This is a genomic window from Sphaerisporangium viridialbum (genome assembly GCF_049674955.1).
Taxonomy (GTDB): domain Bacteria; phylum Actinomycetota; class Actinomycetes; order Streptosporangiales; family Streptosporangiaceae; genus Sphaerisporangium; species Sphaerisporangium viridialbum.
The window spans coordinates 8957821-8969375 of record NZ_CP187232.1 but is presented as its reverse complement, the minus strand read 5'-3'; the positions used below and the strand labels follow the sequence as shown (position 1 = coordinate 8969375).

At 67.3% G+C, this 11555-nt stretch carries 12 protein-coding genes and 1 pseudogene; 8 read left to right on the top strand and 5 right to left on the bottom strand.

The window, feature by feature from the left end:
* Positions 1-19 precede the first annotated feature (19 nt).
* The 3 genes from ACOZ38_RS40355 (at position 20) to ACOZ38_RS40345 (ending at position 1513) form a co-directional block, all read left to right on the top strand.
* Positions 20-292, top strand: a complete 273-nt coding sequence (locus ACOZ38_RS40355; RefSeq protein ID WP_424536155.1) for a hypothetical protein — start codon at positions 20-22, stop codon at positions 290-292.
* Between the two features lie 29 nt (positions 293-321).
* Positions 322-708, top strand: a complete 387-nt coding sequence (locus ACOZ38_RS40350) for a type II toxin-antitoxin system VapC family toxin (RefSeq protein ID WP_424536154.1) — start codon at positions 322-324, stop codon at positions 706-708.
* A 340-nt stretch (positions 709-1048) separates the two neighbouring features.
* A complete protein-coding gene (locus tag ACOZ38_RS40345; RefSeq protein ID WP_424536153.1) occupies positions 1049-1513 on the top strand; it encodes a helix-turn-helix domain-containing protein in 465 nt (154 codons plus the stop codon).
* Positions 1514-1594: 81 nt separating this feature from the next.
* On the opposite strand, the gene ACOZ38_RS40340 is transcribed toward ACOZ38_RS40345, so the two are convergent.
* The 3 genes from ACOZ38_RS40340 to ACOZ38_RS40330 form a co-directional block, all read right to left on the bottom strand.
* Complete coding sequence (locus tag ACOZ38_RS40340; RefSeq protein ID WP_424536152.1) at positions 1595-3094, bottom strand: ice-binding family protein; 1500 nt, start codon at positions 3092-3094, stop codon at positions 1595-1597.
* Between the two features lie 252 nt (positions 3095-3346).
* Complete coding sequence (locus ACOZ38_RS40335; protein ID WP_424536151.1) at positions 3347-3724, bottom strand: hypothetical protein; 378 nt, start codon at positions 3722-3724, stop codon at positions 3347-3349.
* Positions 3711-4004, bottom strand: coding sequence for a hypothetical protein (locus ACOZ38_RS40330; protein ID WP_424536150.1), 294 nt, complete (start codon positions 4002-4004; stop codon positions 3711-3713). Before ACOZ38_RS40330 ends, ACOZ38_RS40335 begins: the two co-directional genes overlap by 14 nt.
* A 137-nt stretch (positions 4005-4141) precedes the next feature.
* On the opposite strand from ACOZ38_RS40330, the gene ACOZ38_RS40325 reads away from it, so the two are divergent.
* The 3 genes from ACOZ38_RS40325 to ACOZ38_RS40315 all read left to right on the top strand — a co-directional run bounded on the left by ACOZ38_RS40325 (position 4142) and on the right by ACOZ38_RS40315 (position 5914).
* On the top strand, positions 4142-4969 hold the full coding sequence (locus ACOZ38_RS40325; protein WP_424536149.1) for a helix-turn-helix domain-containing protein: 828 nt from the start codon (positions 4142-4144) through the stop codon (positions 4967-4969).
* Positions 4957-5169 (top strand): DUF397 domain-containing protein, encoded by a 213-nt coding sequence (locus tag ACOZ38_RS40320; RefSeq protein ID WP_424536148.1) that lies wholly within the window; start codon positions 4957-4959, stop codon positions 5167-5169. Before ACOZ38_RS40325 ends, ACOZ38_RS40320 begins: the two co-directional genes overlap by 13 nt.
* 532 nt (positions 5170-5701) lie before the next feature.
* Positions 5702-5914, top strand: a complete 213-nt coding sequence (locus ACOZ38_RS40315) for a DUF397 domain-containing protein (RefSeq protein WP_424536147.1) — start codon at positions 5702-5704, stop codon at positions 5912-5914.
* 258 nt (positions 5915-6172) lie between these two features.
* Here ACOZ38_RS40315 and ACOZ38_RS40310 read toward each other — a convergent pair whose 3' ends face one another.
* On the bottom strand, positions 6173-7090 hold the full coding sequence (locus ACOZ38_RS40310) for a TIGR03619 family F420-dependent LLM class oxidoreductase (protein ID WP_424536146.1): 918 nt from the start codon (positions 7088-7090) through the stop codon (positions 6173-6175).
* 1077 nt (positions 7091-8167) lie between these two features.
* Positions 8168-8836, bottom strand: coding sequence for a DUF998 domain-containing protein (locus tag ACOZ38_RS40305; protein WP_424536145.1), 669 nt, complete (start codon positions 8834-8836; stop codon positions 8168-8170).
* Positions 8837-9228: 392 nt separating this feature from the next.
* Between ACOZ38_RS40305 and ACOZ38_RS40300 the strand changes: the two genes are divergently transcribed.
* Both ACOZ38_RS40300 and ACOZ38_RS40295 read left to right on the top strand, forming a co-directional pair.
* Positions 9229-9561: a YciI family protein gene (locus ACOZ38_RS40300; RefSeq protein WP_424536144.1), complete on the top strand. Its 333-nt coding sequence runs from the start codon at positions 9229-9231 to the stop codon at positions 9559-9561.
* Between the two features lie 44 nt (positions 9562-9605).
* A pseudogene (locus ACOZ38_RS40295) lies at positions 9606-10859 on the top strand (RNA polymerase sigma factor); the annotation flags it as partial.
* Between the last annotated feature and the right edge of the window lie 696 nt (positions 10860-11555).

The following is an 11555-nucleotide window of genomic DNA, read 5'->3' as shown; positions in this document are numbered from 1 at the left end:
AGCCGGTCCCCGAGGAAAGTTGACCGAGAAAAGCCATGCGATCACTTGGCGTGAGCCGTACTCTGAAGAAGCAGGCGAGCGGCGGGGGGACATCATGAGTGAGAGTCAGCCGGATCACCCGATCTTGCCGCCTGTCCGGAAGAAGACCTCGGTCGACGAGTTGATCAGAGCCAAGCACGCACGGCCGATCTGTTCTGTCCATGAACTCGCCGCCGACACCTTCGAAAGTGATGAGGAGCTGGACGACTTTCTGGCCTTCATCTATGCCGAGCGTCACTCCGACATCGCGTAACGCGCCCGTTGACCATGTCGCCTGTCGTCTTGGACACTGACGCCTCCTCTCTGATCCACAAGCGCAGACTTCCGGTGTCTCTGGCAGCCAAGCTGGCGGGGGCCGTTCCGCTGATCACATTTGTGACGCTGGCGGAGCCGACGAAGTGGATGGAAATTCGCGATTGGGGCACACGGAGCCGTGGTGCTCTGACCGAATGGCTCAGTGGCGTTCCAGTTCTACCCGGAGATGAGGACATCGCCGTGACCTGGGGCAAGCTCGGTGCCGCCGCGGTGAAGCGCGGTCGTCCCCGCCCGATGAACGATATGTGGATCGCGGCCTGCTGCCTGACACATGGACTTCCCCTCGCCACGTTGAACGTCAAGGATTTCGAGGACTTCAACACTCACCACGGCCTTACGTTGATCACGCCTTAGGCCCTGTGAGGTATCCAACCTGTGAGGAAGCCGGCGCGTGTGCCTGTGGGTGTGGGCAACGATTTGGGTGGGCGGCAGGTGGCCCACCCGTCACTCGGGTGCCGGGTGGGCCGATGAAGGTTGGAACGTCCTGCGCCTGCACAAAGGGCCTCGCCTTCGGCTCGGGCAGAATTTCCAAGGGCCTGCCGGGCCATCCAGCCCCCCGCCAAGTCGGCTAACGCGGCAACCGCAGGGCCGAGGCCGAATGGCTTGAAGCCGGCGGTCCGCTCGTCGGGCGGCGGCCCAGAGATGGCGCTTTGCTGCTTCCCGAGTTACAGTTATTTCAGATATCCTCTTGGTGGTGGAGGTGACCATGCCTCGTACGGGTGTTCTGGCCGGCGCTACACGTGTCGAAGCAGACAGCGGCGACCGTGAGCTACTTGCTGATCTTGAGACTGCCGCTGCCGCACTGCATGCCCAACTGGTGCTTCGCAGGCCCGAGGGCGGTGACATCGTGCTGCCCGAATCACTCGTGAGTCTCGTGGTGGCTGCGGCTCACGACCTTGCGAAGGGCAACGCAGTCTTCACCCTTCCGGTTGAGACCCGTCTGACCCCGAATGAGGTCGCCCAGTTGCTCGGTCTGTCGCGCCCATTTGTCACGCGCTTGCTGGACGAAGGGGAGATCCCTTCCCAGCGTTTGCCTGGCAGCAGTCACCGTCTGGTCCGACTGGCAGATGTCTTGGAGTTCCAGGAACGTCGTGAGCACCGTGCCGAAGGCCGTCGGAGGATCATGGAAGTCGCCGAAGGGGCGGATCTTCCCTACTGATCTCCCAAGGGGTACTCACCCGTTGATGCACGAGGGCCCCGTCCCTTCAGAGAGCGGGGCCCAGTGTCATTGGTCGGTGGGTCAGCCGGTTATGGCGATTCTGGCGCGCTCTTTCGGGTGCTTCTTGTGGTGCACGTGGAAGTGCGGGCGCTTGTGCTTCTGGGCCTTGTGATAGACGTGATGATGGCCCTTGTGATGTGCGGACCGGTTCCCATGGGTGCTGTGGTGGCCTCCGTGCCCACCTTCACTGATCACTCCGTGAAGGGTGTGGAGCGTCCGGATGGTCACCAGGCGACCGTGCTCCCTGCGGTGGTGCCTGCGGTCCCATTCCCGCCGTTTGTGATCGCGGGCCTTGGCCTGGTTCGCGTTCGCCGGCTTCCCTTCGTCTGCCTGGTCTTCCTTGCATTCCTCCTCGTTGCCCTTCGCCACCGAGCAGGGCACGACGGTCGGTGTCGGCGTCGGCGTCGGTGTCGGCGTCGGTGCCGGCGTCGGCGTCGGTGCCGGCGTCGGTGCCGGCGTGGGGGTCGGTGTGGGGGTGGGCGGAGGAGTGGGCGGGATGGGGCCGCTGACGATGACCTGGGTCAACGTCGGTGAGGTGCTGGAATTGAACTGCCCCGAGCCCGAATAGGTGGCGACGATCTGGTGTGTGCCGACGGGCAGGTTCGAGACGGTCAACAACGCGTTGCCGCTCGCGTCCAGGGGGACAGTACCGATGCTCGTTCCGTCGGAGGTGAAATTGACCGTGCCCATGGGGATGGGTCCGGACGTGGATGTCACCTTCGCGGTGAACGTGACCGGATTTCCCACCTGAGCCGTGGGTGACGACGAGGTCAGCGTGGTGTTGGTCGTCCTGTCAGGCGGGATCAGGCAGTCGGACCGCGTGATGTTGTCCGAGTTCAGGGTGACGGCGCCGTTGCGGGCGAGCAGCCGGCCGTTCACGGTCACGCCGTTGTTCACGGTGATCGACGTGAGCGCCAGGATCGTCCCGACGAAGCTGGAACTCGTCCCCAGAGTGGCCGAGCTGCCGACCTGCCAGAAGACGTTGCACGCCTGGGCACCCCCGACAAGGGTCACCGTGCTGGCGGACGCGGTGATGAGGGTCGAGGCCGCCTTGAAGATGAAGACCGCGTTCGGGTCGCCTTGGGCGTCGAGGGTCAGGTTCCCCGTGATCCCCAGGGTGCCCGCGGCGGAGCTGTAGACACCTGGCGTCAAGGTGGTCCCGCCGAGCTCCGTGGGCACCACGGTGACGGGAGTACGGCCCGCGGCGTCGTTGTAGGCGGTGGTCAGGTCGACCTGGGCCTGTACGGCGGCGGCGTCGGCCACGTGGACGCTTCCGATCACGGCGCCGGGCGGGAACCCGGTCACCGCCGAACCGGGACTCAATCCGAGATCTCCGGTGACCACGGTGGGGCCGGTGTTGGTGACCGTGGAGCCGGCGAGAACCGCGTAGCTGGTGGCCGTGCCGAGCCCCACCGGGGCCTGCGCCGCCCCGGCGGCGTGTGGCGTCGCGACGACGAGCCCCATGGCGACGATGGCCGTGAGAGTCGCGGCCAGCCAGGAACGGGCGGTATTTCGCGGCACGGCGCGACGGCGACTGATATATATCATAAAGCTGTCCTCTGTTTTTGGTATTGCTCCGTCCAGACGCGTAGTACACGATGCGCCATTGTTTCCGACTGTACGTATTCATGGCGCCGTGCTTATTGTCCGACATGCGGAAGATTTAAATCCGGCGGCTATTTGCCGATATAAAGGGAATATCGCTACAGCTGTTGTGCGGCGGGGTGGACACGGGCATCGTCGGCGTGACGATGGTGTGGTGATTACCCGATCTCAGGGGTGTGGATGGCAGTCCCCAAGGCTGAGGTCGTCCTGGGCCAGCAGGCGGAGCCAGCGGAGGATTTCGGCGACCTGTTGCACGGGGAACTGGAACTCCGGCATGTCCCCCGCAGGAGTGATCATGATGGCCGTGCCCCACAGTCTCGTGCGTACGGTGACCTTCGCCCGCCCCTTCGCGTCCGCGCCGTAGACGATCATCTCCGTGGGGTTGTAGGCGCGCTGCGGTGGGATGGTTTCGGTGCCGATCGCGAGCCGCACCCTTTTGAAGATGTGGCACCGGATGCCTTCACCGGCCAGATGGCGGTGCAGGATGGCGAGCAGGTCGGCGTCCTCGTTCGCCCTGCCCTCGGAGACGGTCTCATCTGGCTTCATGGATCTCCGCCCATTCGTCGTCGGTGAGGGGAAGCCGGCCGAGCACCCTGGCCGCGTCGTCGAGGTCCACGCGTGAAAGGCCCCACGCCCGCATCTGGCGTACGGCGCGCTGCCACGCCATCTCGGTCTCGACGGACCGGCGTACGGTCTCGCGGGCGCGGCGTACGGTCTCGCGATTCACCGCGTTCGGGACGATTTCGGTGTCCTGGGCGGGTTGTACGAATTTTTTGTGATGCGGAATCTTATGCAGGGTGATTTCCTGTGGCATGGCGGCCACCATTTCGTTGACGGTTTCGATTGGCCTTTCCAAGGTTGCCGCCGAACCTCTACCCTGCGTAAGGGAATGGTGACAACAACGTAGTGATTCCGTTGTTGTGCCCCATCGCATCAAGTTGCATTCCGTTGCGTGGAGGTCAGGTGCCGCGACGACCGACGACCAATCCGGAGACCTCGCCGGCAGCCCGTTTCGGGTTCGAGCTGCGAAGACTCCGTCAGGAAGTGCGAGTCACCCAGTCCGAGCTGGGGCGCAGGATCGGTTACACCGGAGCGGCGATGGGGGCCATCGAAAGGGGGCTCCGCCTGCCGCAGCAACGCGGGTTCGTCGAGCAGTGTGACGCGGCTCTGGGAGTTAATGGGGCATTACTCCAGGTGTGGGAGCTATGCCGATCCGACGGGAACCAGCGCTGGTTCTACCCGTGGCTGGAGGCGGAGCAGCAGGCGGTGACGCTGCGCACGTCGCAGCCGAATCTCGTTCCCGGTCTTCTCCAGACGGCCGACTACGCGCGGGCCATCTTCCTCGGAAGGCCCGGCACGTCACCCGAAGAGGTCGACAAGGCAGTGGAGGCTCGACTCGATCGACAAGCCCTCTTCGCGCGCAAGCATCCCCCTATGATGTGGGCCGTGCTGGACGAGGTGGTCCTCCAGCGGCCCATAGGCGGTTCGGCCGTCATGGAAGGGCAGCTGAAACACCTCTTGACTATGGCCGAGCATCCATGTGTCACGCTACAGATAGTCCCGGTGGTCGCTTCCTGCACCGCAGGATTGCTGGGAGGCTTCTTCCTCGCACAGCTGCGCGACGGCCGCGAAGTCGCCTATCTAGAATCCGCCGGTAAGGGGCAGGTTGTTGCCCAGCCCAAGGAAGTACGAGACATCCAAATACGGTACGAATCTGTACGAACGAGCGCGCTACCGCATGATGCATCACTAAATCGGATCAAGGAGTGGATACAGAAATGGACGACCTGACGAATGCTAAGTGGGTCAAGTCCTCTTACAGCGGCGACAACGGTGGCGAGTGTGTGGAGGTCGCCTCGTTGTCCAGCAACGGCATGGCGGTACGTGACAGCAAGCGTCCGTACGGGCCGATGTTGCGGTTCACCGCTGCTGAGTGGGACGCGTTCCGCAACGGCGTGAAGAACGGCGAGTTCGGCGACCTGTCCGCCTGAGCCCAAGCAATCAAGTGAAGGGCCCGCACCTCCCGGGTGCGGGCCCTTCAGCATGCGGCTGGTCGGCTGGTCGGCTGGTCGGCTTGTCGCGTGGAGAAGCGTGGTGTTGGGGTGGTCGGGTTGTTCGTCCCGCCCGGCACCCGTGTGGGTGGTGAGCCGGTGCTGCCCGCCCAGGTCGTGACTTCTTGCAAGCAAGGCGTCCATTGCCCCATCGGGCACCCCTGGCTTGCTGGTGAAGACCGGCCTGGCGCTTCGCTCGGTGGGTCGCACTCGGTGCGTTGTTGGGGTGGGGGCGGTGTGGGTGGGTGGCGGGTGGCTCACCCGTCAATTGGGTGCCGGGCGGGCGATAAATGCGGGAACGGTCCGTACATCTGCCTGGAAATACTTGCCCGCCGATCAACAAGCGAACTCCGTCCAAGCGATTCAGGGCGTAATGGCCGGTCGATGTTTGCAGCTGTCCCCGCTGGGCCATTCCGAACGGAGGCGACCTTTCTCGTCCGCGCGGAATCGGATCAAGGAGAGTGGTGCAGAAATGGACGACCTGACGAACGCCAGGTGGGTCAAGTCCTCACGCAGCGGCGACAACGGTGGCGAGTGTGTGGAGGTCGCCTCGTTGTCCGGCAAGGGCATGGCGATCCGTGACAGCAAGCGTCCGTACGGGCCGGTGTTGCGGTTCACCGCCGCTGAGTGGGATGCGTTCCGCACGGGCGTGAAGAACGGCGAGTTCGGCGGCCTGTCCGCCTGAACCTGGGCAAGCGAAGGGTCCGCACCCTGGTACGGGCCCTTCTCTACGAAGCCCAGCCGAAGCTCGTCGGCGTACCGGTTGGCGACGTTCGGCGTTGGGATGATCGGTTGTTCGACCCGCCCGGCACCCGTGTGGGTGGTGAGCCGGTGCTTCCCATCCAGCGGAAGGCATCTAACGCCACATGCCGGGTGGACATGTCAGCAGGCCAACCGGATGCGTGCGGTGCCACGGTGCCGAGCGTGGGCTGGGCGCGCGGTATCAGCCGGCGTGCAGCCTGGTGATGAGCTGGTGCGCGACGTCCATGAACTGATCGCGAGAGGCCGTCGTCGTCTGCAGGTCGACGAACACCTCGTGGGCACCGGCCTCGGCGACGGCCAGCATGTAGTCACCGATCTGCTGCACGGTTCCGACGTACGGCACCTGGTCGTCGGGCGCGGGAGAATCGGTGATCATCGGATTGATGCGCACCACCATCCGCAGGGCCGACGGATCCCGGTCGGCACGTGCCGCGCTCTGCAGCGCCACATCCCACAGGGAGGTCAGATAGGGCATGGGCAGCGGCACGCACAGCCAGCCGTCGGCTCGCCGGCCGATCCTCTCCAGAGCCGGGGGCGTGTAACCGGCGAGCAGGATCGGGGGGCGCGGGCGCTGGAAGGGCTTGAGGTCGATGTGCGACGGCGGCACGGTCCAGAGCGTGCCCTTGTGCTCGACCACCTCGCTGCCCCAGGCGGCCTCCATCACGTCGAGCGTCTCTTCGAGCCGGGCTCCCCTTCCCTCCCAGGGCACCCCGGTCGCGGTGTATTCGTCACGCAGCCATCCGAGGCCGATGCCGACGTCCAGCCGTCCGCGGCTGAGCAGGTCGAGCGAGGTCAGCATGCGGGCGAGCAGGACCGGCGGTTGCCACAACGCGTTGAGCGTGCTGGTTCCCAGCCGGACCTCCCGCGTGCTGACGGCGGCCAGCGTCAATGCGGTCAGCGGGTCGAAGAACGTCGAGAAGGCCGGGGGTATCGTGCCGTCTCCTCCCGGGTAGGGGTCGCTGGGTGCGAGCGGCACCATGATTCGATCACCCGCCCACAGGCTGTTGTAGCCCATGGCCTCCAGATCCGTGCTGGCCTGCCGGATGAAATCCGGGTCGGCGAAGGCGCCGTACTGCGGGACTGTGTATCCGATCTGCATGAGAGATTCCTTGGAACTTCGCCGTGGAAAGCCGGTCAGACTGAGGTGCGGATTGCGTACGCATCTCACCCCCTGGACGCTCCAGGTCGAGCGTCCAGGGAGACGTTAGGCGACACCCCTTGGATGGGACTTGGGCCTGGCTTGACCGGCCGCGATGCGACCAATCGCCCCCGCCCGACTCTCTGCCTCCGTCCCACTCCGTGCCCCCGTCTGGTTCTCTGCCTCCGTCCGATTCTGTGCCTCCTCCGACTCCGTGCCCCCGTCTGGCTCTCTGCCTCCTCCGACTCCATGCCCCCGTCTGGCTCTCTGCCCTCGTCCGGCTCTATCGCCGGCGGGGGGCCCTGGCGTTCCCGTCTGGTGGTTCCCACCTGATCCGTTGTGGGGGTGTGGGCAGTGTGGGGTGGGCAGCCGGTGGCCCACCCGTCAATTGCGTGCCGGGTGGGCGGTAGGTGCGGTCACCACGGACTGTGCATGCTTCTGGAAACACCCGCCTGCCGATCGATGAGACGGCCCTGTCCAAGGGGTTTCCGGGAAGTACTGCTGGGTCGAGCGAGGGGCCCGTGATTCCCGCCCAGGCCGGCTCTTCTGCACGCGGGATCCATCAGCGCCCGGCACGGTCAGGAAAGCGAACCGCTCGGAGTCGCCCCTCAAGGAGACCTCCTACTGGTTTCCAACCGAGTCTCCAACGCATTGCTCCACAGTGACGCCAGGCGCTCTCGTACCGACGTCAGGTCACCCTTACGCATGCGTTCCTCCAGTCGCCGCGGGATTTCGCGCGGGAACTCGGGGCGCGGCGCCCCCCGTGAGTCGAACGCTTCCTGACCACCTCCCACCGCATCGAACTCGACCTCAAGCCCTAGAAGGTTCTAGGACCGACGCCCGCAGGTCGAAGAGACGACCGCCGAACTCCGAAGCCCCTCGCTCGCCGGCGGAGACCGGCCTGACGCTTAGCCCGATGGTCCCCACTCGACGCGTTGCGGAGTTGCGGACAGTGCGGGCGGGCAGCAGGCGGCCCACCCGTCAATCGGGTGCCGGGCGGGCCGAAGTGTGTGGGCACGGTCCTGCATCAGGGTGTCTCTACCGCAGTGCGGACCGCATCTGGAGTGCCGCCACGCCGACCCAGGCCATCCCGGTGATCGCGCCGATGGCCAGGGTCAGGGAGCCGGCGTGCCCACCTGACATCGCCCAGCCGTCGCCGAGGACGAAGATCAGACCGCTGAGCCGCGAGGCGGCGGCGAAGGCCGGGCGGCTGGCGCGAGAGTAGTGGCGAGCCAGGACGAAGCAGGCGGCGATGAGCGCGGTGAACGCGATCGAGCCGCTGACCATGTGCATGAGGGCGTGCCAGCTCATCGAGGTCCCCTGGCCGAGCGGGGTGCCCACGGGAAAGCCGTCGCCCGGGTCCATGACGAAGACTCCGGCGGTCATCATCGTGACGCCGTTGACCAGGATCAGGCGGGGCGCCCACGTACCGCCGGGCGTGCCGCGCATGACGCGGCGGAAACCGACGGCTCCCGCGATCGTGAGCGCGCCGCTCACCAGGAAGTTGGCGATCTGGAGCCAGCCGAGGTCGCCGGTGCTCAGCATGCTCAGCGGGTGCCGGAGCAGGTCGAAGCCCTCGCGGGTGAAGGCCTGCGCCAGGGACACGACCGAGAAGAGGACGGCCGCGCCGGTGGAGCAGGCGAGCAGGGTGCGCGTCCCGGGGGTCGCGGTGGTGGGGAGGGTGGTGCCGGACTGGACGGCGGTCATGGCTGCTTCCTCTCGTACGACGGTGATCCAGCGCCGTGTCCGTTTCGTGCGACGGAGGTCCGTCGTGCTCCTTTCGGACGAACGGAGGCCCGTCGCTGTGTTCGTTCTGGACAAGCGACGGAGGTCCGTCGCCGTGTCGTTCGATACGCCGGTTAGCCCGGCCTTGCTGACGCGTCGAACGGGAAGGCCGCAACTCGACGCCGCTGTGCCATCACGCCCCTGAGCTGCGAAGAGATGGAAGCCATTCGCATTCCCTGTCACATCGCATTCCCTGTCACATGTAGGCTCGCGACCTGGTCAGATGGCGTGGTGTCGATTCTCGCCGCGCCGGATCGACGCGTAGCCAGAGACCGGCGAAGGCCGTTCATCTGGCACCAGAAGGAGATACGGATATGCGATTCCTCATGACGACCAAGGCCGGCGACGCGGCGCCCCCGGACGAGAGGGTCTACGCCGAGATGGCCGCGTTCATCGAGGAGATGACCCAGGCGGGAGTGCTGCTCGCGACCGGCGGCCTGGACCCGGCGGGCACCCACGTCTCGGCATCGAGGGGCGAGATCACCGTCACCGACGGGCCGTTCACCGAGGCGAAGGAGGCGATCGTCAGCTTCGCGCTGATCGATGCGCGCTCGAAGGAGGAGGCCATCGAGCTCACCCGGCGCTTCTGGAAGATCATCGGTGACGGTGAGGGTGACATCCAGCAGGTCTTCGGCCCCGAGGGCTGATCGGTGCTTGCGCGTCCGGCCGGGTGGGTGCTCTGATCGAGCACGTGACGTCCGGGGACGCCCACCGCGCGGTCGACGCGGTCTGGAGGATGGAGTCGGCGAGGGTCGTCGCCGGGCTCGTCCGGATGGTGGGCGATGTGGGGCAGGCCGAGGAGCTCGCGCAGGACGCGCTCCTCGCCGCCCTCGAACAGTGGCCGGAGTCGGGTGTCCCGGATAATCCGGGCGCCTGGCTCATGGCCGTCGCCAAGCGACGCGCCATCGACCGGCTGCGGCGAGACGAGCGGCTCGGCCGGGGGCACGAGCTGCTCGCCCACGAGCTCACCACGCGGCAGGACACCGCCGAGGACGACCTCGACGCGGCCCTCGACGGCGAGGTGGGCGACGACGTCCTGCGCCTGATGTTCGTCTCGTGCCACCCGGCGCTGTCCGCCGAGTCCCGGGTGGCGCTGACGTTGCGGCTGCTCGGCGGCCTGCGCACCGAGGAGATCGCGCGCGCGTTCCTTGTATCAGAGCCGACCGTCGCACAACGCGTCGTCCGGGCCAAGCGCACCATCGCGACCCTCAAGATTCCCTTCGAGGTTCCCGAGGGGCCGGACCGGGCGGACCGTCTGTCGTCCGTCCTGGAAGTCGTCTACCTCATCTTCAACGAGGGGTACGCGGCGACCGCCGGCGACGGCTGGATGCGCAAGGATCTCTGCCACGAGGCCCTGCGCCTCGGCCGGCTGCTGGCCGGACTGGCGCCCGGCGAGGCCGAAGTGCACGGCCTGGTCGCGCTGATGGAGCTCCAGACCTCGCGGCTGGCCGCGCGGACGGGCCCGTCCGGGGAGCCAGTCGCGCTGCACGAGCAGAACCGCGGACGCTGGGACCAGCTTCACATCCGCCGGGGCTTCGCGGCCATGCTGCGCGCCCGAGAGTCCGGCGGTCCCCTCGGCCCGTACGTCCTGCAGGCCGCCATCGCCGCCTGCCACGCGCGGGCCCGCACGGCGGAGGACACCGACTGGGCGCAGATCGCCGCCCTCTACGAGACACTCGCCCGGGTGCTGCCCACGCCGGTCGTGCAGCTCAACCGCGCCGTCGCGCTGGCCATGGCGCACGGCCCCGAGGCGGGACTGGCGCTCACCGACACGCTGGTCACCGAACCGGCGCTCAAGGGCTACCACCGCCTGCCGAGCGTGCGCGGCGACCTGCTGGCCAGGCTCGGCCGCCACGCCGAGGCCAGGCGGGAGTTCGAACGCGCCGCCGCCCTTACCCTCAACCTGCCCGAACGCACGATCCTCCTGGAACGCGCCGCAGCCTGCGCCACCGCCGTCCGTACCGAGGCCGCCCTCCGAACCGAGGCCGGGGGGACCGCGGCGGCTGTGAGGACTGCGCCGGGTACGGTCGTCACCCTGGCCGAGGCCGCGAGCGCCTTCCTCGCCCGTGACGACCTGGACGCCGCGACCGTCCGCTCGTACGGCCAGACCATGAGCAGGCTGCGCCGTGTCCTCGGGGACGACGTCCCGCTGGCGGACGTGACCGCCGAGCAGGTCGCCGAGGCCTTCGTCGCCGCCTGGGGGACCGCCGCCGCCGCGACCTGGAACCGGCATCGAGGCGCCGTCCGCTCCTTCTCCACCTGGACCACCACCCAGCGCCGCCCGTCCGGTGACATGGCCGCCGCTATCGAGCGTCGGCCGGAGCCCCGCGGACGTACGAGTCCCATCGACCGGCGGCGTTTCGAGGAGCTGTGGCAACGGCCGGGCGTCGCCCCGCGCGAGCGTGCCCTGTGGACGCTGCTCTACGAGAGCGCGGCGGGTGTGGGCTCCGCGCTCGCGCTCAACGTGGAGGACCTCGACCTGGCCAGGATGCGCGGGAGGGTGTCCACCGGGCCGGGCTGGATCCACTGGCGGTCCGGCACCGCGGAGCTGCTCCCTCGCCTCATCGCGGCCCGCCGTCGCGGCCCCCTGTTCCTGTCGGACCGCAGGCCCGGCCCCGGGCGTCCCCCCGCCCCCGGCGAT

Bases quoted from the DNA above. Each gene is read 5' to 3' on its own strand.
- ACOZ38_RS40335 (WP_424536151.1), bottom strand. From the start codon at position 3,724: ATGAAGCCAGATGAGACCGTCTCCGAGGGCAGGGCGAACGAGGACGCC.
- ACOZ38_RS40330 (WP_424536150.1), bottom strand. From the start codon at position 4,004: ATGGTGGCCGCCATGCCACAGGAAATCACCCTGCATAAGATTCCGCAT.
- ACOZ38_RS40320 (WP_424536148.1), top strand. From the start codon at position 4,957: ATGGACGACCTGACGAATGCTAAGTGGGTCAAGTCCTCTTACAGCGGC.
- ACOZ38_RS40315 (WP_424536147.1), top strand. From the start codon at position 5,702: ATGGACGACCTGACGAACGCCAGGTGGGTCAAGTCCTCACGCAGCGGC.
- ACOZ38_RS40310 (WP_424536146.1), bottom strand. From the start codon at position 7,090: ATGCAGATCGGATACACAGTCCCGCAGTACGGCGCCTTCGCCGACCCG.
- ACOZ38_RS40305 (WP_424536145.1), bottom strand. From the start codon at position 8,836: ATGACCGCCGTCCAGTCCGGCACCACCCTCCCCACCACCGCGACCCCC.
- ACOZ38_RS40300 (WP_424536144.1), top strand. From the start codon at position 9,229: ATGCGATTCCTCATGACGACCAAGGCCGGCGACGCGGCGCCCCCGGAC.